At 67.7% G+C, this 26,496-nt stretch carries 24 protein-coding genes; 17 read left to right on the forward strand and 7 right to left on the reverse strand.

Features of this window, described 5'->3' with window-relative positions:
• Positions 1-103: 103 nt before the first annotated feature.
• Positions 104-400 carry an I78 family peptidase inhibitor gene (locus V3B25_RS09090; protein ID WP_006373100.1) on the reverse strand — a complete coding sequence of 99 codons (297 nt, stop codon included), beginning with the start codon at positions 398-400 and terminating at the stop codon, positions 104-106.
• A 171-nt stretch (positions 401-571) separates the two neighbouring features.
• On the opposite strand from V3B25_RS09090, the gene V3B25_RS09095 reads away from it, so the two are divergent.
• A complete protein-coding gene (locus tag V3B25_RS09095; protein ID WP_201116510.1) occupies positions 572-1,228 on the forward strand; it encodes a decarboxylase in 657 nt (218 codons plus the stop codon).
• A gap of 67 nt (positions 1,229-1,295) precedes the next feature.
• Positions 1,296-2,072, forward strand: a complete 777-nt coding sequence (locus V3B25_RS09100; protein WP_329810536.1) for a CDP-diacylglycerol diphosphatase — start codon at positions 1,296-1,298, stop codon at positions 2,070-2,072.
• Here the strand turns inward: V3B25_RS09100 and V3B25_RS09105 are convergent.
• Entirely contained in the window at positions 2,069-2,668 is a 600-nt protein-coding gene (locus tag V3B25_RS09105; protein WP_049422806.1) for a GNAT family protein, read from the reverse strand. The genes V3B25_RS09100 and V3B25_RS09105 overlap by 4 nt on opposite strands.
• Positions 2,669-2,887: 219 nt before the next feature.
• Between V3B25_RS09105 and V3B25_RS09110 the strand changes: the two genes are divergently transcribed.
• The gene (locus V3B25_RS09110; protein WP_329810537.1) at positions 2,888-5,614 is read left to right on the forward strand and encodes a TonB-dependent receptor; all 2,727 of its coding nucleotides are present in this window, start codon (positions 2,888-2,890) and stop codon (positions 5,612-5,614) included.
• A 104-nt stretch (positions 5,615-5,718) separates the two neighbouring features.
• A complete protein-coding gene (locus V3B25_RS09115; RefSeq protein WP_239683447.1) occupies positions 5,719-6,351 on the forward strand; it encodes a hypothetical protein in 633 nt (210 codons plus the stop codon).
• Between the two features lie 27 nt (positions 6,352-6,378).
• On the opposite strand, the gene V3B25_RS09120 is transcribed toward V3B25_RS09115, so the two are convergent.
• Positions 6,379-7,020, reverse strand: a complete 642-nt coding sequence (locus tag V3B25_RS09120) for a hypothetical protein (RefSeq protein WP_329810538.1) — start codon at positions 7,018-7,020, stop codon at positions 6,379-6,381.
• A 183-nt stretch (positions 7,021-7,203) separates the two neighbouring features.
• Between V3B25_RS09120 and V3B25_RS09125 the strand changes: the two genes are divergently transcribed.
• Positions 7,204-8,364, forward strand: coding sequence for an amidohydrolase family protein (locus tag V3B25_RS09125; protein ID WP_329810539.1), 1,161 nt, complete (start codon positions 7,204-7,206; stop codon positions 8,362-8,364).
• A 115-nt stretch (positions 8,365-8,479) separates the two neighbouring features.
• On the opposite strand, the gene V3B25_RS09130 is transcribed toward V3B25_RS09125, so the two are convergent.
• Positions 8,480-8,917, reverse strand: coding sequence for a DUF3806 domain-containing protein (locus tag V3B25_RS09130; protein ID WP_329810540.1), 438 nt, complete (start codon positions 8,915-8,917; stop codon positions 8,480-8,482).
• Positions 8,918-9,090: 173 nt separating this feature from the next.
• On the reverse strand, positions 9,091-9,972 hold the full coding sequence (locus V3B25_RS09135; protein ID WP_329810541.1) for a LysR substrate-binding domain-containing protein: 882 nt from the start codon (positions 9,970-9,972) through the stop codon (positions 9,091-9,093).
• 122 nt (positions 9,973-10,094) lie between these two features.
• On the opposite strand from V3B25_RS09135, the gene V3B25_RS09140 reads away from it, so the two are divergent.
• The 5 genes from V3B25_RS09140 (at position 10,095) to V3B25_RS09160 (ending at position 15,686) form a co-directional block, all read left to right on the forward strand.
• Complete coding sequence (locus V3B25_RS09140) at positions 10,095-10,796, forward strand: ankyrin repeat domain-containing protein (RefSeq protein WP_049422800.1); 702 nt, start codon at positions 10,095-10,097, stop codon at positions 10,794-10,796.
• A 51-nt stretch (positions 10,797-10,847) separates the two neighbouring features.
• Complete coding sequence (locus V3B25_RS09145; RefSeq protein ID WP_329810542.1) at positions 10,848-12,305, forward strand: amidohydrolase family protein; 1,458 nt, start codon at positions 10,848-10,850, stop codon at positions 12,303-12,305.
• Between the two features lie 248 nt (positions 12,306-12,553).
• Positions 12,554-13,537 (forward strand): histidine kinase, encoded by a 984-nt coding sequence (locus V3B25_RS09150; protein ID WP_239669967.1) that lies wholly within the window; start codon positions 12,554-12,556, stop codon positions 13,535-13,537.
• Entirely contained in the window at positions 13,534-14,256 is a 723-nt protein-coding gene (locus tag V3B25_RS09155) for a LytTR family DNA-binding domain-containing protein (protein ID WP_049422798.1), read from the forward strand. Before V3B25_RS09150 ends, V3B25_RS09155 begins: the two co-directional genes overlap by 4 nt.
• 113 nt (positions 14,257-14,369) lie before the next feature.
• Positions 14,370-15,686, forward strand: a complete 1,317-nt coding sequence (locus tag V3B25_RS09160; RefSeq protein WP_329810543.1) for an acyl-CoA thioesterase/bile acid-CoA:amino acid N-acyltransferase family protein — start codon at positions 14,370-14,372, stop codon at positions 15,684-15,686.
• 216 nt (positions 15,687-15,902) lie between these two features.
• Here the strand turns inward: V3B25_RS09160 and V3B25_RS09165 are convergent, their stop codons facing one another.
• Together V3B25_RS09165 and V3B25_RS09170 are read right to left on the reverse strand one after the other, a co-directional pair.
• On the reverse strand, positions 15,903-16,556 hold the full coding sequence (locus V3B25_RS09165) for a response regulator transcription factor (protein ID WP_032128093.1): 654 nt from the start codon (positions 16,554-16,556) through the stop codon (positions 15,903-15,905).
• Entirely contained in the window at positions 16,549-19,578 is a 3,030-nt protein-coding gene (locus V3B25_RS09170) for a two-component regulator propeller domain-containing protein (protein ID WP_329810544.1), read from the reverse strand. Before V3B25_RS09170 ends, V3B25_RS09165 begins: the two co-directional genes overlap by 8 nt.
• Before the next feature lie 96 nt (positions 19,579-19,674).
• Between V3B25_RS09170 and V3B25_RS09175 the strand changes: the two genes are divergently transcribed.
• From V3B25_RS09175 to V3B25_RS09205, 7 genes are all read left to right on the forward strand, one after another.
• Entirely contained in the window at positions 19,675-20,007 is a 333-nt protein-coding gene (locus tag V3B25_RS09175; RefSeq protein ID WP_032128091.1) for a hypothetical protein, read from the forward strand.
• 50 nt (positions 20,008-20,057) lie between these two features.
• On the forward strand, positions 20,058-20,501 hold the full coding sequence (locus V3B25_RS09180) for an AraC family transcriptional regulator (protein ID WP_053091059.1): 444 nt from the start codon (positions 20,058-20,060) through the stop codon (positions 20,499-20,501).
• Positions 20,498-21,154 carry a hydrolase gene (locus V3B25_RS09185; RefSeq protein ID WP_049422794.1) on the forward strand — a complete coding sequence of 219 codons (657 nt, stop codon included), beginning with the start codon at positions 20,498-20,500 and terminating at the stop codon, positions 21,152-21,154. The genes V3B25_RS09180 and V3B25_RS09185 overlap by 4 nt, the downstream gene beginning before the upstream one ends.
• Before the next feature lie 2 nt (positions 21,155-21,156).
• Entirely contained in the window at positions 21,157-21,582 is a 426-nt protein-coding gene (locus tag V3B25_RS09190; protein ID WP_049398467.1) for a DoxX family protein, read from the forward strand.
• Positions 21,583-21,701: 119 nt separating this feature from the next.
• Complete coding sequence (locus V3B25_RS09195) at positions 21,702-23,549, forward strand: amidohydrolase (RefSeq protein ID WP_180844381.1); 1,848 nt, start codon at positions 21,702-21,704, stop codon at positions 23,547-23,549.
• Entirely contained in the window at positions 23,528-24,811 is a 1,284-nt protein-coding gene (locus V3B25_RS09200; RefSeq protein WP_329810545.1) for an alginate export family protein, read from the forward strand. The genes V3B25_RS09195 and V3B25_RS09200 overlap by 22 nt, the downstream gene beginning before the upstream one ends.
• Positions 24,805-26,454 carry an MFS transporter gene (locus V3B25_RS09205; RefSeq protein WP_293794667.1) on the forward strand — a complete coding sequence of 550 codons (1,650 nt, stop codon included), beginning with the start codon at positions 24,805-24,807 and terminating at the stop codon, positions 26,452-26,454. The genes V3B25_RS09200 and V3B25_RS09205 overlap by 7 nt, the downstream gene beginning before the upstream one ends.
• The last annotated feature ends 42 nt before the right edge of the window (positions 26,455-26,496 follow it).

A 26,496-nucleotide genomic window follows, 5' to 3' on the forward strand; every position in this document is an offset into this window, starting at 1 on the left:
TTTGCCTGTGCCTCGCCCGGCCCGGGGGGGGGGGGGGGGGGGCCCGCCCCCCCCCCCCCCCCGCCCCCCCCCCCCCCGACTCTACAAAAGCCTGCTGCCGCGCTTACTCGCAGCGGGTGGACGTGATGATGTTGTCCTTGTCCACGAACACGCGCAGGCGGTCCGGGCGGATGTCCTTGGTGGTGATGGTGCTGGGGCCGATCGGGTTGACCAGGCCGGCACCGCTCTCGCGGGACAGGCGACGGATGTTGGGCTCGTTGGCCGGCTGGCCGATCGCCCAGCCCAGCTGGCTGGCGTCGCAGCGGCCACTGCCTTTGACTTCCGGGCCAGGGGTGCTGACGCAGGCCGACAGCAGCAGGGCGGAGGCCGGCAGCAACAGGGACAGACGGAATGCAGACATGTGAGCGCTCCTGCGCAGGGGACGATGGCGGGAACGATAGCACCGAGCGTGCGAAAGGCGTCAGCGCCCCGGTCATTGCCGGCACAGCGTGGTCATTGCATAGTGAGAGGAATAGCTGGCAGTACGCCAGCGGGCAGGCCGGGCCTTTCCGGCGCAGGTGTTGGATACGGTATGACGGCAGGCAGTTTCCGCGGCAAGGACAAGACAATGACGGCCCTGATGTTGTCGTTGCTGGGCGTGGCGTTTGCCGCCTCCGCTGCCGATCCGGAATCCGAGCAGGTCCAATCCCCGGTATTCGGCGCCTGGCGCAACCTGCAGACCGAATCCGGCTACGCGCCGGCGCAGCGTAACCTGGCCTTCGCCATGCTGCCGCAGGCGGCCACCCGCGGCGACCGTTTCGCCATCCTCGACCGCGAGGGCAAGCGGGCGGTGTGCTGCCTGCAGGTGGCCAGCCCCTCGCTGGGCGTCGCTGCGCTGCGCGGGGAGTACCACCTGCCGCAGGCCTGGGTGACGGACCTGAGCAATGGCCGTAGCCCTGCACGACCCTATGTGCCGCACGTCTATGCGATGCAGCGGGTGGACGAGCTGGCCGACTACAGCTTCGCCGATGTACCTGGCGCCTACAGCGACCTGGGCGGTCTGCTGATTCCGGAAGGTGCCGCGCTGGAGGCCGACGGCAGTGCCGTGCGCCTGGGGGACAGCCGCTACCCGCTGCAGTTCCAGCGCCAGCCGCACGCCGATGACGATGGCGCGCTGGACCGCTACAGCCTGCAGGCCGGCGAGGGTGCCGCCCCGATCGTGGTTGAAGTGCCGTTCGGCACCTACTGATTGCAGCGTTGCACTGGCTAGAATGCAGCGCGGCGCTGTCTGCCGTGCCTGCTCCGTGAGTCGTGCCGTGTCCTTGCGTCCCTTCCTGCTGTCGTCCCTGCTGCTGTTGTCTGCCTGTGCCAGCGCGCCTCCGCCGCCGGCCCATTCCGATGCATTGTGGCGATTGATTGAACGTGACTGCCAGGGCGCCGAAGGCCCGCGTGGCGATTGCCTGCGGGTGGAGACTGCAGCAGACCGCCGCGATGTGCTGGTCAAGGACGCGCACGGCGACTACCAGTTCCTGCTGATGCCGCTGGACAAGGTCAGCGGCATCGAGAGCCGCAGCCTGTACCAGCGAGGTGCACCGAACTACTTCGCTGCAGCCTGGCAGGCGCGCAGCCACACCGAACAGGCCTTGCGGCAACCGCTGCCGCGCAACGTCGCCAGCCTGGCGTTGAACTCGCCGCACGGCCGCTCGCAGCACCAGTTGCATATTCATGTGGATTGCCTGCGTGCCGACGTGCTGCAGGCGCTGGACACGCATGCTGCCGCCCTGGGCAGCCAGTGGACACCGCTGCCGGGGCTGCTGCGCGGCCATCAGTACCAGGCACGCCTGCTGCCGGGCGCAGAACTGACCGCCAATCCGCTCACTCTGCTGGCCTACGACCTCGCAGGCGTGGACGACGTCGGCCAGTGGAGCCTGGTTGTGGCGGGCCGGGACGCCGTGCAGGGCGTCCCGGGCTTCATCCTGCTGGCCACCCGTGTGGACGCGGGCACCGGCAACGAGGCCAGCGCCGAAGAGCTGCAGGACCACGCCTGCTCGGTGCTGACCGGTGCCGGCAACGCGCTGGAGCGGGTGCGCTAGTCCAGCACCCTGTGCTTGTTCCGCCACATGGGTGCGGTCAGCGCCAGCAGCTGGCGATCCTGCCAGCCATCCAGATCCAGATGATGGTCGCGCAGCAGGCCTTCCTGCTCGAAGCCGAAGGCCCGCAGCGCGGTGGCGAACGGATCACTGCAGTCCGGTGGCAGCATCACGAACAGGCGATGCAGGCCGACATCCTCGAACAGGAACGGGCACAGTGCACGCAGCGCGGCATCGGAATGCGGGTGCCAATGCTGCAGCGACAGCAGTTCGGCGCTGCGCGCGTGTAGTGATTGCAGCCGTACGTGCAGCTGGTCCAGTACGTTGCCGTGCTCGTCATCGAACACCCCCAGCAGCAGCTGGTCGTTGTCCTGTTCCAGGCGTGAGCGATGCATGTGGGCGAGGAAGCGCGCTTCCTCATCGATGACGGACGGATCGCGGCGGCCGCGCCGGCGGCGGTCATCGAACAGGCGCCAGCGCGGCAGGTCGGCACGCTGGAAAGGGCGCAGGGTGACCGGTGCGGCCTGCAGCTGCAGCAGGTGACGGCGCAGCACCGGGCGCAATGGGGGAAGGAGGGAAGTGGGGTACGGGGTCATCATCCCCGGCACGATGGCCGTGCCTGCAGCCCTGCACCATTCAAAACATTGCAAAAGTGTGGTGGATGGCACTGCGGGTCTGATTCGGTTCAGGCATAAGGCCATCAGGCCTGGTCATTTCCGTTGAAACCCCCCATTCAGGACACTTTCGTTACGGGATCGTTATGCGCCGTACAGGCCGCTGCCCCCGTACCACCACCCGCCCAACTCCCCAGGAAGCCCATGTCCGCCTCCCACAAGGCGCTGCGCCCGCGTCCGCTGGTGCTCGCACTGTCGTCCCTGATGCTGGTCTCGCTGCCGGCCTTCGCGCAGGAAAGCGCACCCACCACATTGCAGGAAGTGAAGGTCACCGGCTCGCGCATTCCACGCGCCAGTGTCGAGGGCCCGTCGCCGGTGACGGTGATCAGCCGCGAGCAGATCGATGCGCAGGGCTACCGCAATGCCTTCGACGCACTGAGCGCGCTGACCGAGAACACCGGCAACGTACAGGGCGAGGACTTCGGCAACACCTTCACCCCGGCCGCCAACACCATCAACCTGCGCGGGCTGGGCCCGAACCGCACGCTGGTGCTGGTCAACGGCCGCCGCCAGGCCGACTACCCGCTGGCCTACGAGGGCTCGGTGAACGTGGTCAACCTGGCCAACATTCCCAGTGCGCTGATCGAGCGCATCGAGGTCCTGGCGGCAGGTGCGTCGGCGGTGTACGGCTCCGACGCCATCGCCGGCGTGGTCAACATCATCCTCAAGGACCGCTTTGAGGGTGTGGACGTGAACGTGCGGGCCGGCGGCACCCAGCAGGGCGGTGGCGACAACCAGCGCGCGCAGGTCGTCGGTGGCAGTTCCGGCGAGCGCTGGGATGCCCTGTTCGGCTTCGAGTTCGACGTGCGCAAGGCGATCCATGCGCGCCAGCGCGACTTCATGGACTCGCTGGATGATGACCCGGCCGGCAAGGCACCGCAGGCGACCGCGATCGCGTATCGCCGCAATGCCGCCACCGGCCGCAACATCGATCCGGGCGTCACTGGCTGCGACGGGGCGTCTGACATCTATGGCGGCAGCGTGTTCCGCGCCTTCAACCCTCGCCAGGGCTGGTACTGCGGTAGCAACGAGGCCGCCGCCAGCTACTGGACCGTGCAGACCCAGAAGCGCAACCTCAATGGCTATGGCCTGCTGACCTTCCACGTCAACGAGACCACTGACCTGTTTGCCGATGTCGCCGTGGGCAGCGCGCGGATCTACAACAACACGCGTGCGCCGACCTGGACCTCGGCCCGCAACTACTTCTACAACCAGACCACCGGCAACCTGGAAAGCTGGTACCGCCGCTTCGCGCCGGAGGAAATCGGCGGCCTGCCGCGCAATGCCAACCGCTTCCTGGAAAACTCGTGGTCGTTCAACGTCGGCGCACGTGGCCAGATCGGTGACAGCGGCTGGGACTATGAGGCGGTCTACAGCCGCTCGCGATACGAGAACCGTACCCGCCGCCCGGTGCTGCTGGCCGGCATCAACGAATACCTGCTCGGCCCGAAGCTGGGTGTGCGCAACGGCGTTGAGGTCTATGCGCCGGATCCGGCGCGCCTGTTCCAGCCGTTGACCCCGAACGAATACGAGGGGCTGTCCGACTACCAGGAAAGCCGTAACGCGGCATGGCTGCAGACCTTCAGCGCCAGCGTCAACGGCCGCCTGTTCGCGCTGCCTGGGGGCGATGCGGCGTTGGCAGCGGTGGTCGAGGCCGGCAGCCAGGGCTATCGCAACCGACCGGACCCGCGCCTGGGCAGCGGCGAGTTCTGGAACACCAGCGCCGGCATCGGTGCCGGTGGCGAGCGTGACCGCTACGCTGCAGGTGTGGAGCTGCAATTGCCGCTGCTGCAGTCGCTGACCACCACCCTGGCCGGTCGCTATGACCAGTACCGTGCCGGTGGCGAGCACATCGGCAAGGCCACCTGGAGTTTCGGCGTCGAGTTCCGGCCGATCGAGAGCCTGCTGATCCGTGGTACGGCGGCGACCAGCTTCCGTGCGCCGGACATGAACTACGTGTTTGCCACCGAAACCCGCGGCTACAATCCGGGCATGACCGATTACTGGCGCTGCCGCACGGCGGGCCAGTCGTACGACAACTGCGACTACAACGGCCTGTCGATTGATTACAGCAACCGCGCCAATGCGCAGCTGCAGCCGGAATCGGCCAAGTCGTATGGTTTCGGCGTGGTCTGGTCGCCGCTGTCCGGCCTGGATTTCAGCGCTGACTACTACGACATCCGCATCGACAACGAAGTGACCAGCCTCGATACCAGCCGCATCCTGCGTGATGAGGCCGATTGCCGCCTGGGCCGCACGCTGGGCGGCGAAGCGCGCGATATCGGTTCGCCGCTGTGCCAGGACGCGCTGTCGCGGGTGATCCGCAATCCGTCCAATGCCACCGTGCAGCCGGACCAGGTGACCCGCGTGCTGATCAATCCGATCAACGCGGCCTCCGAATCGGTTCGCGGTCTGGACCTGAAGGGCAACTGGCGTTTCGATGCCGGCCGCTATGGCCGCTTCACCACGCGCCTGGCCTACACCGTGGTGCTGGAGCACAAATACCGACAGTTCTCCGATGATCCGGAGCGTGACATCCGCAATTCGCTGGATGACTACCAGTGGCGCAGCAAGGCCAACGGCAGCATCACCTGGAACCAGGGTGACTGGACCACCACGCTGTACGGCAACCGCTTCGGCTCGCTGCCGAAGACCGATGGCAGTGGCCGCATCGCGCCGTACATGACGTACAACGCCAGCGTGTTCCGCCAGTTCGGCGAGAACCTGTCGGTGGGCGTAATCGTCAACAACCTGCGTGACAGCCGCCCGCCGGCGGACAAGAACGGAGGCGGCTGGCCGTTCTATCCGGTTGGCAACTACGACCCATATGGCCGCCAGTACTGGGTGCAACTGGACTACCGGTTCCGCTGATTCCGCAGGCGAACGAAAGGCCCAGCATTGCTGGGCTTTTCGTTGTGCAGTGCACCCGTGTTGCCGCTGCGCGCGTGGCATGCTGTGGCGCTACCCGGAGGAGGATGCGCATGGATGTCAGGGTGTGGAGTGTGATTGCAGTGGTGGCCATTGCAGGTTGCAGTGGCAGGCAGGCGGCCAGCGTGGAGGATGCCGCGGAGGTGGCCAATGCCGCGCCTGCGCAGTCTCACGCGCAGCCAGCGGAGCACGCTGGGCCATCGCGCGCGGCAACGGCATCGAGTGCCACGACGGCGGCAGCTGGGCTCGCGCAACCGGAGGGGCACTTCCTCGAGGGCGAGCGCATGCTGCTGAGCGAGGGTGCGGTGTCCGTGCAGAAGAGCGAGGCGCTGCTGGGTTCCGACAAGGCTTTCGCGCAGGCGATCAGCCAGTTCGAGCGCGATGCGGCCGGCCACCCGGAAGTGCAGGACCTGACCCGGCTCTACAGGACGGCCGCGACCCGGCTCATCGGCAGCGACGGCACGCTGGTGTCTTTCGCCTGTGGCTACAGCCTGTGTGTTGGCGAGATCCGAAGCCGTACCGATGAGGATTTCAGTGCCTGGTCCGAGGCGATCGGCACGGACAAGGCGGCCCCGGTCTACAGTCTGACCACGGCGCCGATGACATGGGGCAGGGACCAGCGTGGTGGGCGCTTCGTGTTCTCGGTGGATCCTGCAGCCAACGCCATCACGGGCCCGTAGCCGGCGGATGCCCGGCGCCGCGGCGCGTTACGGAAGCGTCTGCTGCAGGTACGACTCGATGACGTAGCTGAAAGGCTGCTGCTGGCGGTCGCGCAGCAGGGCACGCACTTCCAGGATCACGCCGTGATCGCCTTCGCCCCGCGGCGGCCAGAACGTCTGGTCAGCCAGGGTCTGGCGCTGGAAGCCGAGCGGGCCGACCACGCGACCGAACGGTTCATCGGTGCTGTCCAGCACCTGGTTCATGGCCGGGCTGAGGTGACCAGGCAGGTACCAGTTGTCGGCCTCGGACAGCACGCGGCTGCCGCAGACCAGCTGCACGCGGCGATAGCGCAGGTCGGTACCCGGCTTCACGCCCAGCGCCTGCAGCACGTCGGCGGGGGCAGGCTTGTCCTGGCCGTGTATGCGCACGGCGCGCACCCGCGCCTGTTCGGCCAGGCCGTGCTCTGCGCACCAGTGTTCCAGCGTGGCGGTGGCGCTCTGCCCGGACAGCACGCGCTGGTGCAGGCACTCGACCAGCGCAGCCGGGGCGATGCGCTGCTGGCCCGGCGGCGACTGCAGCGGCGCGGCGGCCGCAGCATCAGTGGCGGACAGGCTGGCGATCGGAGCGGCGGCAAGCAGGGACGCGGCCTGCCAGCGGCGGAGACGATCGTGGCGGTCGGACGGGCCCATGCGGCATCACAGCGGAAACAGGCGCCCATGTTACCCGTTCAGGGGTGTGCACGGCGTGGCTGCGACCGGTTGTCGCAGGGGGAATCATCGTTCTGGTGAATGCGTGCCATCCAGATATTTCGTTGGCCGATGGCGCTATCGAGGCGCAGGATGGCGCCAGTCTTGGCTTTCCGGGAATTCCCGATGACCCTGCAGTTCATCCACGGCGGTGTCGACCGCGACGGTGCACCGCTGCACTTCCACATCCGTGATGGCCGCATCAGCGGGCTCAACGGCCATACCGGCCCGGCTGAAGGGGCGGAAAGCGTCGATCTGCAGGGCTTTGCGGTGCTGCCGGGGTTGGTGGATGGCCACATCCACTTGGACAAGAGCTTCGTCGGCGACCGTTGGCATCCGCATCAGCCGGTGAACAGCCTGCGTGAGCGGTTGGCGGTGGAAAAGACGGCAGTGGCGGCTGCGGCGCCGATGGTCGATCGCGCCGAGGCGCTGATCCGCCAATGCAGCGGCTTCGGCACAGTGGCAATGCGCTGCCATGTCGATATCGATGGCAGCACCGGCCTGCGTCACCTGGAAGCGGTACACGAGGCCGCATTGCGCTGTGCCGACATCATGCGCATCCAGCTGGTGGCGTTCCCACAGGCCGGGGTGATGTCCTGCGCTGGTACCGCAGCGGTGCTTGAGCAGGCCCTTGCTGCGGGCGTGGAGGTGCTCGGCGGCATCGACCCGACCACGCTCGACGGTGATGCCGAAGGCCAGCTGGCGCTGCTGTTCGGCCTGGCTGAGCGCTATGGCGTGCAGCTGGACATCCATCTGCATGAGCCCGGCGAAACCGGTCTGGCGCAGCTGCTGCGCATCGCCGCGCGCACCCGGGCCGCTGGCCTGCAGGGTCGGGTGGCGGTCAGCCATGCCTATTCGCTGGGCGACGTGCCGCTGGCGCGCGCGCTGCAGGTGGGCGAGGCGCTCGCCACGGCTAGCGTAGCGATCATGAGCAACGCGCCGGGCGATCATCCGTTCCCGCCGCTGCGCGCGTTGCATGACGCTGGTGTGCGCGTGTTCGCCGGGAACGACAACATCCGCGACTGCTGGTGGCCGTATGGCAACGGCGACCTGTTGCAACGCGCGATGCTGCTGGGCTACCGCTCCGGCTTCCATACCGATGCCGACCTGATGCTGGCGCTGGACATGGTGACCACCCATGCCGCGCAGGTGATCGGGCTGCCGCAGTACGGTCTTGTGGAAGGGCATCCGGCCACATTCGTGGCGGTGCGTGCCGACCACGGCCCGGCCGCTGTGGCCGGGGTGCCGGTGGAGCGACGCGTGGTGGTTGACGGCCGTTGGCTGTAGATCCAGGCCATGCGTGGATGAATGTGGCCGCGCGGTGGTTCCATCCACGCATGGCGTGGATCTACCCACGACGCCACGCCAGTTCCGGTTGCGCCGAGCCATGCTCGGCAGCTTTTCAGGCGTAATCGTCGGCGCGGGTGGCGACAAATTCCTCAAGCCACGCCAGCAGGTGGGCGATGTCGATGATCTCGCCCTGCTCGACGCGCTTGAGCAGCAGCGTGCTGGCGCCGATCTGCAGGCTGCTGTCGGCATAGCGCAGCACCGCGTCGATACCCCAGGCATCGGTCACCTGCATCCAGGCCAGACCCGGCACGCGCTGGGCCAGGGTGTCACCGAACGCCACGCCCAGCGCTTCCCAGCCATCGCCGTCATCACGGTCGATCAGCTCCGCATCGACCATGCGCTGCAGCGTGGTGGCCGCCAGCGGCCATTGCACCGGCAGGGTGGGAAAGCCGGCGGCCACGCGCGCGGCGATCAGCGAACGCTGGTGCTGCAGATGCGTCTGCAGCGCAGCGGGCAGGGGATCGAAGCGGGTGGGGATTTCGTCGGACATGGCGAGGCGCCGTGGGGCACGGAAGCAACGGGCACTGTAGCCGGCGATGTAGTGCCCTGGTGCGGCAGGTCTGATCAGATATCGATGATCAATGCGCTAGATCCATGCCCGCGCTGGACAATGTGGCTGTCGAGGTTGCCGGCCAGCGGCCGGCACTACCTCATGTGCGGTGCTCAGTCCGGTTCGCGTTGCACCTGCCGCCACAGTTCGCTGGCCAGCGCTCGCACGGCATCATCGGCATCGGAGCGATGCAGCAGGCCGATCTCGTAGTTGTCGATCACCGGCAGCTCGCGCTCGCCATCGATGATGCGGTGCTCTCGGCTGACCGCGCGGCGTGGCAGCAGGCTGATGCCGATGCCATCGGCCACCGCGCCCTGGATGCCGCTCAGCGACGAGCTGGTGAAGGCGATGCGCCAGCGCAGGCCCAGCGCTTCCACGGCATGGATCATCTCGTCGCGGTACAGCCCGCGCGGCGGGAAGGTGACCAGCGGCAGGGGGTCCTGCAGCAGGCAGCTGCTGCGCAGGCTGTCGATCCAATGCATCGGCTCGCGTCGGCAGTGCACCGCTTGGCGGGTGTTGCGGCGTTGCTTGACCAGCACCAGGTCCAGCTCGCCGTGGTCGAAGCCGTGGGCCAGGTCGCGGCTGAGGCCGCTGCTGATCTCCAGTTTCACCTGTGGATGGCGGCGGCTGAAAGCGGCCAGCATGCGTGTGGTCTGTGCGTTGACGAAGTCCTCGGGGACACCGATGCGCACCGCGGTTTCCACGGTGGCGCCGGCCAGCGCCTGTGCCATTTCCTCGTTCAGGTCGAGCATGCGTCGCGCGTAGCCGAGCAGGGTGTGGCCGGCATCGGTGGGGTGTACGTCGCGGTGGCCGCGTTCGAGCAGGCGATGCCCGGCCAGTTCCTCCAGCCGGCGCACCTTCTGGCTGACCGTGGACTGGGTCGAATGCAGGCGCGTGGCCGCAGTGGTGAAGCTGCCGCAGTCGGCCACCATCACCAGCGCCCGCAGCAGGTCCAGTTCGAACAGGGTTCTATTCGATTTGGCACTGTCTTGCATTTGAACATTTCACTTCTGGATACCCAGGCCGACTTCTACCATGCAGGGCGGGGGCCGGCAATGCCCGGCTGTTGCTACCGTCGCACGGCGTTCCGTGGCGACGGACATGAGGAGACACTGTCATGCGCGTCCATCATTCCGCTGGCTGGCCTGCGCCGTTCACGCGCGTGCTGCTGTTGTGCCTGCTGGCCATGGTCACCCCTGCCTGCACGGCCACGTCCAGGGCCGACGCGGATGCGCGCCTGCGGGACGCCGCCAGCCGGGGCGACGCCGATGCGGTGCGGCAGGCGATCGAGGATGGCGCCACGCTGGAGGCGCGCGATGGCCAGGGCCGCACCGCGCTGCTGCTGGCCACGCACGGCAACAACGTGGATGCCGCGCGTGAGCTGATCGAGGCCGGGGCAGACGTCAACGCCAAGGACGCGTTGCAGGACAGCGCCTACCTGTACGCCGGTGCGCGCGGCCTGGACGAGATCCTGGCGATGACCCTGGCGCATGGCGCCGATCTGCGCAGCACCAACCGCTATGGCGGCACCGCGCTGATTCCGGCCGCCGAGCGCGGTCACGTCGCCACTGTGCGCACGCTGCTGCGGGCCGGTGTGGCGGTGGACCATGTCAACCGGCTGCACTGGACCGCGCTGCTGGAAGCGATCCTGCTTGGCGATGGCGGTGCGCGCCAGGTGCAGATCGTGCAGTTGCTGCTGGAGGCCGGTGCCGACCCGGAGCTTGCCGACGGCGACGGCGTGACGCCGCTGGCGCACGCGCGCCAGCGCGGCTATACCAGAATTGAGACCCTGCTGCGCCAGCACGGCGCGGTGCGTTGAATGCAAACCCCTTCCACCCGCACGCTGGGCGTGCCCATCAGGATGCTGTCCATGTTCCGTTCCCGTCCGTTGTCCCTTGCCATCCTCCTTGCGGTAGCACCGCTGTCGGCGTCTGCCGCCGAGCGCGCCGACCTGCTGATCCGCAATGCCACCGTGGTCGATGTCGAGCACGCCAGCACCCTGGCCGGGCAGAGCGTGGTGATCCGTGGCGAGGACATCGTCGCCGTCGGCCCGGACGCGCAGCTGCGCAGCCAATGGAGTGCGGCCCGCCAGATCGATGCCAAGGGCAAGTACCTGATTCCGGGCCTGTGGGACATGCACGTGCACTTCGGTGGTGGTCCGGCGCTGATCGAAGAGAACAAGGCGCTGCTGCCGCTGTACATCGCGCACGGCATCACCACGGTGCGTGACTGTTCCGGCGATCTGCCCGAGCAGGTACTGCAGTGGCGCGGCGAGATCGCCAAGGGCACGTTGTTCGGTCCGCGCCTGCTGAGTTCGGGCGCGAAGATCGAAGGCATCAAGCCGGTCTGGAAGGGCACGATCGAAGTGGGCAGCGAGGCCGACGCCGACAAGGCGATCGCCCGCCTGCAGCACGACAAGGTCGATTTCGTGAAGATCACCGACAGCACGCTGAAGCCGGACCTGTTCCTGTACTCGGCCAGCGCTGCGCGCAAGGCCGGCTTCAAGGCCTCGGGTCACATTCCGATGGCGCTGACCGTGGAGCAGGCGGTCGATGCCGGCCTGGCCTCGATCGAGCATCTGGACTACGCATTCAAGGCCGGCAGCAAGGACGAAGCGCAGATCGCCGCCGACTTCGGTGCCGGTCGCATCGACCGCGCCGAAGCCAACCGCCGCCTCGACGCCAGCTTCGATCGTGACACGGCGATGCACGCCTACCGCGATTTCGCCAAGCGCGGCGTGTTCGTGACCCCGACCCTCAACGGTGGCCGCATCCTCGATTTCCTTGACCAGGATGACCACGCCAACGATCCGTACCTGGCCTACATCGGCCCTGGCCTGCGTGCGACCTACCAGTGGCGCGTGGACCGCGCGGCGAAGGCCACGCCGGCACAGATCGAAGCGCGCCACGCGCAGTACCACCAGGTGGCCGCGGTGCTGCCGATGCTGCAGGAAGCCGGTGTGACGATCATTGCGGGCACCGATGCGGGCTTCCTCAACTCGTTCAACTTCCCGGGCATCGCCCTGCACCAGGAATTGCAGCTGTTCGTGAAGGAAGGCCTGAGCGCACCGCAAGCGTTGTCGGCCGCAACCCGTTCCGGCCCGGCCTGGTTCGGCCAGATGGACCGCTACGGTGGTGTCGCACAGGGCAAGGCCGCCGATCTGGTACTGCTGACCGCCAACCCACTGCAGGACATTGCTGCCACCGAAAAGATCGACAGCGTGATCCTGCGCGGCAACGTGTATGACCGCGCCGCGCTGGACAAGATGCTGGCCGACACCAAGGCCAGGGTCGCAGCGTGGAATGCCGAGGCGGCCAAGGCCAACTGATTGCGGGGCGGGGCAGAATCCACGCATGGCGTGGATCTACCCATAACCGTCATGGCCTCCATACCTGCGGTCAGCAGTAGATCCATGCCATACGTGGATGAGCCCCTTGCTTCCGGCACGGGAACGATCCGATGCGGGCACCTAGCATGGTGCCCGTTTCCGGTTTGAATCCCTGCATGCCTGTTTCCCCTGCCGTCTTGCTGCCTGCCGCGGAGCCACCGCTTTCGTTGCCACGCCCGTGTTGGGTGATGCTGGCCCTGTGGGGGTTGCTGATCGCCACGTCCATTCCAGCGGTACACCTCAGTCAGCAACCAGGTGGCCTGCTGCCTGCGGCGTTGTTCATCCTCGGCGCCGAGCTGCCCTGGATGCTGGCGACGCCGCTGTTGTGGGCCGCGTGCCGGCTCTGGCCACTGTCTGGACGCCGGCATCTGGCCGGATGGTTGGCGCTGTGCCTGTTGCTGACTCCGCTGCTGACGGCATTGGGATGGACCCTGGGCCACATGCTGCTGCAGCTGTGGCAGGGGCAACCCTGGCCAGCACCGCAGCAGGTGCTGCGCGCAATCGGCATCAACGCGCTGTTTGCGTTGCCGACCTTCATTGCGGTGGCGGGCGTGGGCCATGGCCTGGCCGGACTGCAGCGGTTGAGGGCGCAGTCAGAGGTGCTGCAGCAGGCTCGTGAAACAGCCCTGCGCCAGCATCTCCAGCACCACTTCCTGTTCAATGCGCTCAACGCCATCGGTGGCTTGGCGCTGCAACGTCCACGGGCAGCGGACACCGCACTGGCGCAGCTGTCCTCGCTGCTGCGCGATACCCTGCAATGCCCGTCGCAGCGCTGCTTCGCCGATGAACTGGTCGCAGCACAGGACTATGTCGCGCTGCAGTCGCTGCTGCACGATCAGGAGGTGCATCTGCATCTGCAGGCCACCGCGGCTGCATTGGCCTGTATGGTCCCCGGTCTGTTGCTGCAGCCGTTGATCGAAAACGCGGTGTTGCACAGTGGCTGGCAGCCTGGTGATGGGCCATTGCGGATCGAACTGCGCGCCGCTGTGGAAGACGGCATGCTTGATGTAGCGCTGTTCAACCCCTGCCTGCGTCCCGGCACGAACGATGGACTGGGCACTGGCCAGGCTGCACTGCAGCGGCGCCTGGCGATGATGGGAGGCCGTTTGCAGGCCGCCAGCGAGGGCGGCGGCTATCGTGCACGCGTGACCTTGCCGGAGTGCATCGCGTGACGCGTCCGCTGAGCGTGCTGCTGGTGGATGACGTGGCGCTGGCACGTGATCGCCTGCGCCAATTGCTGGCGGGCATTCCGCAGGTCAGGGTCGATGCCGAAGCCGCCACCCTCGCGCAGGCACGCGAGCAGCTTCAGGGGCGCCGTTTCGATCTGCTGCTGCTGGATCTGGTCCTGCCCGACGGTCGTGGCTGGGAGTTGCCTCAGCAGCAGCCGGCGCTGGCCGCGCACACCATCTTCGTGACCGCCCTGCCGCAGCATGCGCTGCGCGCGTTCGAACTGGGCGTCGCAGACTATCTGCTCAAGCCGGTGGCAGCGCAGCGGTTGCGTGAAGCGATCGAGCGCGTGCGCCGCCTGGCAGGCCTGACACCGCGTACGGAGGACTGTGCGCAGACCCTGGCCGTGCCTGGCAGTGGTGGTGTCCAGTATGTACCGCTGGCGGAGATCGACTACATCGACATGGCCGGTCATTACGCGTGCGTGCACGTGGGGCAGCGACTGCACCTGCTGCGTGAGCCGCTGGCGCAGCTGGCCGAACGGCTGGCGGATGGAGGACTGTTGCGCGTGCACCGCTCGGCGCTGGTCAACCCGTTGCGGGTGCGATCACTGATCGAGCGCCACAACGGCGATGCGCTGCTTGAACTGGCCGATGGCGTGCAGCTGCCGGTGAGCCGCAGCTACCGGCCGGCGCTGGAGGCGGCCTTGGCGGCACGCACCTGACACACGGCTGGTGCCTGCAGCGGCACGGTTGGTGCCATCCTCGCCGAAGTACGCAATCCAGTCGTTGCGGCCAGTGCACCCTGCGCATTTCCAGATCAGGGTGGAGCATGCGGATGCGGTGGTGCTTGGGTGTGTTGCTGGGCGTGCTGGCGCTGCCTGCGTTGGCCGATGTGCGGATCATTGTCGATGACCATCAGGGGCGCGCCGATCGTGCTCCAGCCATTACGGTCGAAGGACTGGCGGCGGCCGAAGTGGTGCAACTACGGTTGTCGATGCAGGACAGCGGGGGCCAGCGCTGGCAGTCACAGGCGGCACTGCGCGCGGACCTGCAGGGGACGGTCGACACCGCACGCAGCGGCTCGGAACAGGGCAGCTATCGAGGCGTCGATGCGAGCGCGCTGATCTGGTCGATGCAGCCGCAGGAAGGAAGGGCCAACGCACTTCCCCTGCAGTGGCAGCGCTCCGATGACGGCTTGGGATTCCAGTCGCAGGCCTTCGAACTGGAGGTGGAACTTGCAGGATCGGTGGTCGCACGGCGGGCCCTGCAGCGCCATCTGATGCTGCCGGGCGTGCAGGTGCAACGGGTCGAAATCGGTGGCCGCGAAGCACATCTGTACCTGCCATCGGGCCAGCAGGCTGATGCACGGGCGCCAGCATTGGTGACGCTGGGCGGTGCCGAAGGCGGATTCGACGGTGGTGACCTCTATGCCGCCTGGCTGGCCAGCAACGGCTATGTCGCGGTGTCGGTGGCGTGGTATCGCGGGCCGGGCGTGCCCAAGGACCTGATCGAGGTTCCGTTGGAAACCGTGCGTGACGCAGTGCACTGGCTGCAGCGCCATCCCCGGGTGGATCCACAGCGGGTAGGGCTGATGGGGGGCTCCTGGGGCGGCATCGTAACCATGGCCACGGCGGTGCATCTGCCTGAGCTCCGCGTCGCTGTGTCCTGGGTGGGCAGTCCAGCCCCGTTTCGTGGCATCGCCCGTGACGTGGTCCCGGCCGATTTCCGAGCGGTGGACCGCTCGCCGTTGAGCTGGCGGGGCGAACCCCTGCCGTGGCTGCCGTATCGCGAGGAGGTTGACTGGGGCAGGCCGGGACCGCACTGGGAACCGGCATTGCGTACCGCGATGCTGCCCATCGAGAACATTGCCGCACGCACGTTGTGGATCGGAGGTGGTGACGATCGGCTGGGTGACTCAGGCGTGATGCTGGCTGTTGCACAGCGTCGGCTTGCAGCGGCAGGGCGTGGTGACTGTGACCGTTTCCTGTACTACTCGGATGCGGGGCATCTGATCACACCGTTCCTGCAGCCAACCACCCATCGCCATGATACAGGCCCGTACATTGAAGTGGGGGGCACGGCCGAGGGTCATGCCCGCGCGGACCGAGAGGTAGGGCCAGCGGTGCTGGCGTTCCTTGCCGAGGCGCTGTAGCCGAAAGTGCTGCCCCCGGTTCTTCCTTCCAGATGTTCGATTCCGATCCGATTGAGCTTCATCCACGCATGGCCTGGATCTACCGTGTCGACCAAGGTCGACACCTACCAACACCGCCCCGCCATCCCACGGAAAGCCCGCTGTTGCTGTAGAGGTTGCCGGCCAGCGGCCGGCACTACCGCGGGTGCAGGGCTGCAAGCCCTGCCGAACAACCCCCTAATCGTGACCGCTGTCGTCCAGGCTGATGATCCCGCGCCGCAGCGCCTGGGTCACCGCATGCGTGCGATCACCCACGCCCAGCTTGTCCATCAGGCTCTTCATGTGCGCCTTCACCGTCTGCTCGGAAATCTGCATGCGCTCGCCGATGCGCTTGTTCGACAGGCCGCCGGCCACATGCCTCAGTACCTCGGTTTCGCGCGGCGACAACCGGTCTTCCACCACATGCGCAGCGATGCTGGCCGCCACCGCCGGGGGAATCGGTGCGCGGCGGCCGCCAGCGACCATGCGGATCGTATCGACCAGCTCATGGCGGAGCATGTCCTTCAGCAGATAGGCGCTGGCGCCGGCCTGCAGCGCCCTTACCGCACGTACGTCACCGCGGTAGGTGGTTAGCACGATGATGCGCGCGCGCGGGTCCATCGCGCGGATCCGCACGATGGCTTCCACACCATCCAGCCGTGGCATCTGCAGGTCCATCAGCACCACGTCGGGCTGCAGCCGCTGGTAGCAGGCGATGGCTTCCTCGCCATCGGCGGCTTCGCCGAGCAGGCGCAGATCGGGTTGTGCGCCCAGCAGCGCCGCCAGGCCGTCACGCAGCAGCGGGTGGTCGTCGACCACCAGTACGCCGATCGGGGCAGGGGACTCAGTCATGGTTTGCTTTACTCCAGGGCCAGCGCCAGCGCGATGGACTGCGGTGATACAGGCGCCGTGCCGGGACCGCCAGCGCCACTTCGGTGCCCAGGCCGGGCCGGGTCCACAGCTGCAGTTCGGCGCCAAGACGTTGTGCACGTTCACGCATGCCCTGCAGGCCCCAATGACCATGGCCGGCATTGTCGTCGGCGATGCCGACGCCATCGTCGCGCACGTGCAGCAGGAAGCACCGCGTGCCGTAGGACAGCTCCACTTCGATGGCGCTGGCGTTGGCGTGACGCAGCGCATTGCGGATGGCTTCGCGTCCGATCAGGAACACTTCTTCGGCCGCGTCGGCCTGCAGCGGTGGGGTTGCACCTTCCACGGTCAGGCGAAGTGGGTTGGTGCCATGCCCGGCGTACTCGGCATGCACATCGGCCAGTGCCGAAGCGAGGTCGCGGCCAGCGAACGGTCCCTCACGCAGGGCATTGACCCGCTCGCGGCCCTCGGCCAGGTTACGCTCTGCCAGTTGCATCGCCGATTCCAGCTGGCCGCGTACCGGCTCCGGGGTCTGCGGCGACTGGCTGATCGCGTGCAGGCGCAGGATCAGGCCCTGGCTGCCCTGCAGCAGGGTGTCGTGCAGGTCGCGTGCGATGCGTTCGCGTTCGCCATTGCGTTCCTGCAGGCGCGCGCGGAACAGCGCGGCCAGCTGCCCGCTGCGGATGCGCACCGCCATCACCAGCAGCGCGAGGATCGCGGCCGCACACAGCAGCTTGAACCACACCGTCTGCATGAAAGTGGGGGCGATGCGGAAGCTGCGACTGGCCGGTGCAGTGCTCCAGATGCCGTCTTCGTTGGCGGCTTCCACCTCGAACCGGTAATTGCCCGGGGCGAGGTTGGTGTAGTACGCCCGCGTGCTGCTGCCGGCATCCTGCCAGCCGTCGTCGACGCCGGACAGGCGATAGCGGTAGCGGTTGCGCTCCGGGCGCGCCAGCGACAGCGCCACGTAATCGATCTGCAATTGGCTGGTGCCGGCCGGAAGGCGCAGGCCATCGCGCAGTGGCTCGTGCTCACTGCCATACAGCACTTCGCCGATGCGCACGCTGGGCGCCATGGTGTTGACGTGCGAGCGGGTGGTGTCCAGCCAGGCCAGGCCCTGGTTGGTGGCCAGCCACAGCAGTCCGTCATCGGCCAGCGTGGCGGTGGCGATCGGTCCGCTCTGCAGGGCGATGCCCGGCATGCCATCCACTGCATCGAACAGGCGTGGCGTCACCGGCAGCCCGGTCCGCAGCGTCCGTCGCAGCTCATCGCTCCCCAGCCGGACCAGGCCACGGCTGCCATTGAACCAGAGGTGTCCGTTCGGATCGGCCACCATGCCGGTGATGCCTTCCAGTACACCGGCCATGTCGGTTCGCACCGGAACGAAACGACCGTTGCCAACGCGCGCAGCCAGACCGGCTTCGCCGGCGACCAGCAGCAGGTCCTGTTGATGCAGCATTGCGGTGATCGGCCCGACCGACAGGCCCTGGCTGGCATCGAAGCTCTCGATGTGGCCCGCGCTCATCCGGCGCAGGCGGCCGTCGGCATAGCCGAGCAGCAGCTGGCCATGGGCATCCAGCGCCAGCGATGAGCAGGCCTGCTCGGGCAGGCGGACCTCGCGCTGCCATTGGCCATGCAGGTAGTGCAGGACGCCGCGTTCACCCGTGCATACCCAGGCCTGCGCGTCGTCGGGGAACAGCAGGGCGTGCAGCGGTTGCCCGGTGAACGGGGCCGGCAGCGGGATCAACGAGGTGTGGCCGGCGACCGTGCGCGCAAGATTGACCCAGTCGAACTGCCAGATCGGCGTGGGTGCCTGGCGCGCGGCGGCCTGCAGCTGCGGGGCACTGCCATCCAGCAGAGTGCCCCGCAGATCGTAGGGTTTGAGGTCTTCGCCATAGCCATACACGCGGCCATCGCTGGCCCGCACCAGCGAGCGGTAGGGATCACTCGGGCCCACTGCCAGGGTGTGCACGCTGCGTGCGCGGAAGCGGTTGAGGCCGAGGTTGGTGCCGACCCAGAGATTGCCTTCGCGATCGACGATGATCGGCACCGCGGAGGTGGCGGTCAGCCCGTGCGGCGAATCGAAACGCTCCATGCGCACGGCGCGGCTGCCGTCGAAGGTGATGCGGGCGACGCCGCCGTGCGGGCTCATCGTGGCCCACAGCGCGCCATCGGCAGTGAACTGCAGGCGTGCAGCAACCAGTTCCGGAAGACGCCGCGCTTCACGTTCGCTGGCCGCCAACAGGCCCTGCGCGTTGGCCAGGGGTGAGGTGCCGCGCACCCGGTCGGCCAACCACACTTCACCCTGCGGGCTTTCGGCCAGCGTTGCCATCTGCGAGACCGCGATGCCGGTGTCCTCGAACGTGGTCTGGCCGGCCGCACGCATCCAGATCTTCAGGTCGGCCAGCACCCAGAACCTGCCCCGGCTGTCGTGCAGCACCCACTGCACACGGCGTTCGGGCAGGCCGGCTGCGGCCGGCAATGGCTGCCAGCGCTGTCCATCAAAGCGGCGCAGCCCGCCATTGATCGCCGCCCACAGCTGGCCCTGGCGATCCTGGCTGAAGCGTGGGACCACGCCGACCGGTACCCCCTGCTCGCGGCCGTAGTTGTGCAGCCTCCCCTGCGCGAACCGGCTGATGCCGGCCTGGAAGTAGCCGATCCACAGGGCACCGTCGGCGGCATGCGCCAGCGTGACCATGTTGGTGGACGGGAACTGGCTGCCGACGGGCGCTGCCTGCCGTTCGAAGCGACGGCCATCAAAGCGGTACAGGCCCGAGCCGGTGGCCAGCCACAGCAGGCCGTCGCGGTCCTGGGTGATGTCCCAGATATCGCCGGGTGCACCCTGGCCGACCCGCCACGCGGTGTGCTCGTAACCAGGCAGCCCGCCGCTCACCGGCGGGCGCTGCACGGCAAGAGCGGGCAGGGCGGTCCACAGCAGCAGGCACGTCAGCAGCGTCGGCAGGCGACGCAGGAACGGGAAGGGGCGGCCACGCATGGCGCGCATTCTGGCAGGTGCGGGGCAGTCCGGGGTGACCCGAACGGGGTAGGCGGTCGCCGCCGCGGTCGGCTATCACGCCGGCATGTCCTGTGGAGCCCGGCCATGCAGCGCCTGTTCGTGATGTTCCCCGACCGCGGGCCGGGCATCGGCCTGCTGTGGCTGCGGCTGTGCCTGTCCGCGGCACTGTGCACGCCCGGCACGCATGCGGGCGGGTGGTCGGCGCTGTGCCTGCTGGCAGTGCCGATGCTCACGCTGGGTGTGTTGACGCCACTGGCCGTGCTGATGGCGGCCGTGGGCCTGTTCGCGCAGCAGGCGCCGTGGTCACAGGTGGTGCTGCCCTTGGCGCTGTTGATGTTGGGCCCTGGCGCCTATTCACTGGATGCGCGGTTGTTCGGTCGTCGCCTGCTCGGGCGTCGGCCTCCCCCATTCGGGTAGGTGCTGGCCTCGACCGACGGGGGTAGGGCATCGTGCGGCGGCCACGCACCATGGGGCACCCCCTCGCGGCGTCCCGCATGGCCACCGTCTTTTCGCCCGATCCGCCCGCCGTGGCGCTGGCACCGCAGCAGGCCGCCGCATTGCAGCGCGCCCTGCGCTATGTCGATGAGCACCTGTCGCAGCCGCTGCGGGTGACCGAGCTGGCCGCAGCCGCCTGCGTCAGCCGCTTCCATCTGGTGCGCCTGTTCCGGACCGGTACCGGCGCCAGCCCGCTGCGCTACGTGCGCCGTCGCCGCATCGAACGTGCGCGCCAGTTGTTGCCGGTCGCGCAGCTGCCGATGTCCTGCCTGGCGCAGCAGCTGGGCTTCTTCGACCAAAGCCATTTCGTCCGCAGCTTCCGCGCCGAGACCGGCTGCAGCCCCGGCCAGTACCTGGCCGGCGATGCGGCCCTGTTGCTTCCCCCTGATCGTGTTTCCAACGGAGTCCAACCATGAGCCTTGCCACCGCCACGCCCGCCCCGGCCCTGTTGTCGCCCACCGACCATGCCCTGGTGCTGATCGACTTCCAGTCGCAGATGGCATTCGCCACCCACACCATCGATATCTCCGCGCTGCGCAACAACGTGTCGTTGATCAGCAAGGGCGCCAAGGGCTTCAACGTGCCGGTGCTGCTGACCACCGTCGCCGAAGCGTCGTTCTCCGGCCCGATGTTCCCGGAACTGCCGGAGATCTTCCCGGGCCAGACGGTGTTCGACCGCACCTCGATGAACACCTGGGAAGACCAGCCGGTGATCGACGAGATCAACCGCATCGGCAAGCGTCGCCTGGTTGTTGCCGGCCTGTGGACCAGCGTCTGCATCGTGGGACCGGCGCTGTCGGCGCTGGCACAGGGCTTCGAGGTGTATGTGATTACCGATGCCTGCGGCGATGTCAGCGAAGAAGCCCACGAGCGTGCGATCACCCGCATGGTGCAGGCCGGTGCGGTGCCGATGACCAGCGTGCAATACCTGCTGGAGCTGCAGCGTGACTGGGCGCGTGGCGAGACCTACGAGCTGACCACCGGCATCGCCCGCGACCACGCCGGTGGCTATGGCATCGGCATCCAGTACGCCAAGCGCATGTTCGGCGCGCAGGAAGGCGGGCACTGAGCATGCTGGCTGGCCATGGCCTCGACCTGGCCCTGCTGATGCTGCGCGTGGCAGCCGGGGGATTCCTGCTGCCCCACGCGCTGGGCAAGCTGTTCGGTTGGTTCGGCGGTCCTGGGCTGGCCGGCTTCGCCACCGAGTTGCGCGGCTTCGGCCTGCCAGCGGTGGCACCGCTGCCGCTGCTGCTGGCCCTGCTGCAGGTGCTGTCAGGGCTGGCCGTGCTGCTGGGCTGGCAGACCCGCGTCGCCGCGCTTGCAGCGGCGGCCTTCATCGGCTTCACCGTTCTGTTGGCCCTGCCCAAGGGCTGGTTCTGGATGCGCGGCGGCAGTGAGTACCCGTTGATGTGGACCACGGTACTGCTGGCCCTCGCGCTGACCGGGCCCGGCGCCTGGGCACTGGACGGCCAACGCCTTCCGGGAGATCTCGCATGAGTCACGATCCACTCGATCACGGCCGTCGCAACGTGGTGCTGGCCGGCAGCGCCGCGGTGGCGCTGGGCCTGGCCGGCCGTGCCGGTGCCGCACTCGATTCTACTTCCAAGGAGCGTCGCATGAGCACGCTGGTCATCCGCAATGCCCGCATCACCACCCTCGACCCGCAGCAGCCGCATGCACAGGCGCTGGCCGTGCAGGAAGGGCGCATCGTTGCCGTCGGCAGCGACGAGGAGATCATGCGTGGCTGGGGCAATGAAGCGACCCTGATCGACGCCCAAGGCCGGCGCCTGCTGCCCGGCCTCAACGACAGCCATACCCACCTGATACGTGGTGGCCTGAACTACAACCTGGAACTGCGCTGGGACGGCCTGCGTTCGCTGGGCGATGCCTTGGACATGCTGAAGGCGCAGGTCGACCGCACGCCTGCACCGCAGTGGGTGCGCGTGGTCGGTGGTTTCACCGCCACCCAGTTCAACGAGAAGCGCCTGCCCACGCTGCAGGAGCTCAACGACATCGCGCCGGACACGCCGGTGTTCCTGCTGCACCTGTACGACCGTGCGCTGCTCAACCGCGCCGCACTGCGTGCCTGTGGCTATACCAAGGACACCCCGGATCCGCCGGGCGGCCAGATCGTGCGTGATTCGCTGGGCAACCCGACCGGGCTGCTGCTGGCCAAGCCGAATGCGCTGATCCTGTACGCGACGCTGGCCAAGGGGCCGCGCCTGCCGATCGAGTACCAGGCCAATTCGACGCGTCACTTCATGCGTGAACTGAACCGGCTCGGCATCACCTCGGTGATCGACGCCGGCGGTGGTTTCCAGAACTATCCCGAGGACTACCAGGTCATCGAGCAGCTGCACCGCGATGACCAGCTGACCGTGCGCATCGCCTACAACCTGTTCACCCAGAACAAGGGCAAGGAAGTGGATGACTTCCGCGGATGGAGCGAGATGCTGCAGCCGCGGCAGGGTGATGACCTGCTGCGCCACAACGGTGCCGGCGAGATGCTGGTGTTCTCCGCGGCCGACTTCGAGTTGTTCAACGAGCCGCGCCCGGAACTGCCGCCGGAGCTGGAGCCGGAACTGCACGATGTGGTGAAGCTGCTGGTCGAGAAGCGTTGGCCGTTCCGCATCCATGCGACGTACGACGAGAGCATCACCCGCATCCTCGATGTGTACGAACAGGTCAACCGCGAGGTGCCGTTCGATGGCCTGCACTGGTTCATCGATCACGCCGAAACCATCACCCCGCGCAACATCGAGCGCATCCGTGCGCTGGGTGGCGGCATCGCCGTGCAGCATCGCATGGCCTATCAGGGCGAAGCCTTCGTCGAGCGCTACGGCGTGCAGGCCGCGCGGCATACGCCGCCGGTCAAGCGCATGCTGGCCGAAGGCGTGCCGGTCGGTGCTGGAACCGATGCCACCCGTGTGGCCAGCTACAACCCATGGGTGGCGTTGTCCTGGCTGGTGACCGGGCGCACCGTCGGCGGGCTGGCCCTGTATGGCGATGAGAACCTGCTCGAACGTGAGCAGGCACTGCGCCTGTGGACCCAGGGCAGTGCCTGGTTCTCCGGCGACGAAGCAGTGAAGGGTACGTTGAAGGTCGGCCAGTTGGCCGATTTCATCCTGCTCTCGGCCGATTTCTTCCGCGTGGATGATGCGCAGATCGCCGACATCACCAGCGTGTTGACCGTGGTCGGTGGCCGCATCGTGCATGCCGACGCCGACTATGCAGGGCTTGCGCCGCAGCTGCCGCCGGCGATGCCCAACTGGTCGCCGGTCAACCGGTTCGGCGGCTACCACGTCGGCGGTACCGCCACCGGGTTGGCCGCCGCCCATCGTCACCATCACGGCGTAGCCTGCAGCACTCACGGTGCTCATGGTCATGCGGCCCGGCACGCGGCGCCCACCGATGACCTGACCGCGTTCTGGGGCGCGATGGGATGCTCGTGCTTCGCGTTCTGAGCCTGGCATTGCTGGCCGCACCGTCGCTGGTGCAGGCCTGCGACGGCGGTCATTGCAGCGCGGCTGGGGACGGCCAGCTGCAATGGGACGCATCGCTGCGGGCGCGTGGCCTGTACTACGACCCGACCCGGTTCGGCATTGGCGGCAGCGAGGATGCCTATGGCCTGCTGCGTGCCTTGGCATCGGCCACCTATGTGGAAGATACCTGGCAGGCGAAGCTGCAGCTGGGTGTGCATGGTGAGAGTGGCAAGGCTGGCGGCCCGGGTCGCACCGACCGCAGCGCGCTGGATGTGCAGCAGGCGTACTGGCGCTGGCAGCGCGATGGCTTCCACCTGCAACTCGGCCGGCAGGAAGCCGGCTATGGCAGTTCACGGCTGCTGTCAGTGCGCGACGGGCCGAACATCCGCCTGGCGTTCGACGGTGCGCGTGTGGGTTGGAAAGGTAGATTCGGCACGCTTGATCTGATGGCGCTGCGTCCGGTGGAGAACCGACCAGGTGCCTTCGATGATCGCGGCGAACACGGCGCGCATCTCTGGGGCGCGTATGCCACGACGGCGCGCGGGCAGCGGGCGGGTCAGTGGGATCTGTATCTTCTGGACTACCGCCGTGAGGGCGCGTGCTTCGCCGCGGGTGTGGGTACCGAACGTCGGCACACTCTGGGCGCGCGCTGGTTCGGCCAGGCCGGTGCACTGGACTGGAACAGCGAGCTGGTGGCGCAGGGCGGTGAGCTTCGGACGACCGCCGGCACCCTCGATATCCGCGCCTGGACGCTGGCGACCGATACGGGGTGGCGCTGGACAAACCTGCCGCTGCAGCCGCGGTTGGGGCTGAAGGCCGACATCGCCAGTGGCGATGGCAACCTGCATGACGGCCGCCTGGGAACCTTCAACGCCTTGTTCCCGAAATCGGCCTACTTCAGCGAGGCCAGCCTGCTGGCCCCGGCCAACCTGATGGACCTCCAGCCGACCCTGACCCTGCGCCTGCACGACGCGGTGACGACGGAGCTGGGCGTACAGATGGCCTGGAAGCATCGTCGTGCCGATGCGGTCTACACCACGCCGGCACCGCTGGTGGCGTTGCCAGGCAGCGCCGGTGGCGCGCGCCGCATCGGTAATCAGTACAAATCCGAAACCCGCTGGCAGGCCAGCGAACACTGGCAATGGCAGCTGCAGCTGGCCTGGGTCGACGCCGGTCCTGCGCTGAAGCAGGCCGGAGGCCAGGACACGTTGTTCGCCTCGATCGTTGGAGCATGGCAATGGTGAACGCAACCGCGTCGCAACCCCCCGCACAGGCCGCAGGCGCCTGGTCCCCGCTGAAGATCCGGATGTTCCGCTCGATCTGGCTGGCGATCCTGGCCAGCAACATCGGCACCTGGGTCAACGATGTGGCCGCCGCCTGGGTAATGGCCGAGCGCACCGGCTCACCACTGATGGTGGCGCTGGTGCAGTCGGCCACCACGGTGCCGATCGTGCTGCTGGCGCTGGCCGCCGGCACCCTGGCCGACATCGTCGATCGCCGCAGGTACCTGCTGGCCACCCAGGGCTGGATGCTGCTGGTCGCCGCGGTGATGGCGGCACTGACCGCGATGGACATGCTGACCCCGCAGCTGCTGGTGCTGCTGACCTTCTGCATGGGCTGCGGTGCGGCGATGGCGATGCCGGCGCAGGCCGCGATCGTGTCCGAACTGGTGCCTCAGCCGATGCTGGCTTCGGCGGTGGCGCTGAACTCGATCGGCATCAACATCGCGCGCTCGATTGGCCCGGCCATCGGTGGCGTGATCGTCGCCCAGCTGGGTGCAGTCTGGGCGTTCGGCTTCAACGCCATTACCTTCGCCGCGATGCTGTTCGTGGTATGGGGCTGGAAGCGCGACCCGAAGCAGTCCAGCCTGCCGCCGGAAGGGTTCGGTGCTGGCCTGAAGGCGGGCCTGCGCTATGCCAGCCGCGCCGGGCGGTTGCAGGCGGTGTTGATCAAGTCGGTTGGCTTCTTCTTCTTTGCCGCAGCGATGAACGCGTTGCTGCCGGTGGTGGTACGCGGCCAGATGCAGGGTGGGGCGGGGCAGTACGGCATGCTGCTCGGCTGCATCGGGATCGGTGCCGTAGGTGGTGCGTTGTTGCTGCCGAAGCTGCGCGCGCAGATGGATCGCGACCTGCTGGTGCTGCTGGCCACGCTGTCGCTGGCGCTCAGCCTGGTCGGGCTGGCGCTGACCCGCAGCTGGTACGTGCTGCCCTTGGTGATGCTGATCAATGGCTTTGCCTGGATCACCGTGCTGTCGTCGCTGCAGATTGCCGCGCAGACCGCAGTGCCAGCGTGGGTACGGGCGCGTGCACTGGCGCTGTACATCATGGTGTTTTCCGCTGGCATGGCGGCTGGTGGCCTGAGCTGGGGTGCACTGGCGCAGCGCACCTCGCCGGAGCTGGCCTTGCTGGTGGCTGCCGCGGGTGCGGTGATCGGCGGATTGCTGGTGTGGCGCGTGCGCATTGCCGGTACTGAAGACCTGAACCTGCGCCCGGCGGGACACTGGCCGGCACCGGAACTGTCGGTGCCGGTATCCAACGATCGCGGCCCGGTACTGGTCACCCTGGAGTACCGCATCGACGAGGCTGACCGCGCCGCGTTCCAGGCGCAGATGCGCGCGCTGGGCACGATCCGCCGCCGCGATGGCGCCGTGGTCTGGGGCGTGGTGGAGGATGTGGCCAGCCCGGGCATCCACCTTGAGTATTTCGTGACCCCGTCTTGGCTGGAGCATCTGCGCCAGCACGAGCGCATCACCGCCGATGACAAGGCGATCCAGGAAGTGCTGCGCGGGCTGCATCGCGGTGAGCGTGCACCGGTGGTACGCCACTTCGTGGGCGGGCATGACCCGCTGCCGAAGACCGGGGTCCCGCACCACCACAGCGATATCTGACCCAAAAAGGGGACGGAGGGGATTAAGTCGTTTGTGCACAAA

Source organism: Stenotrophomonas sp. SMYL8, from assembly GCF_036320065.1.
Classification (GTDB): domain Bacteria; phylum Pseudomonadota; class Gammaproteobacteria; order Xanthomonadales; family Xanthomonadaceae; genus Stenotrophomonas; species Stenotrophomonas maltophilia_A.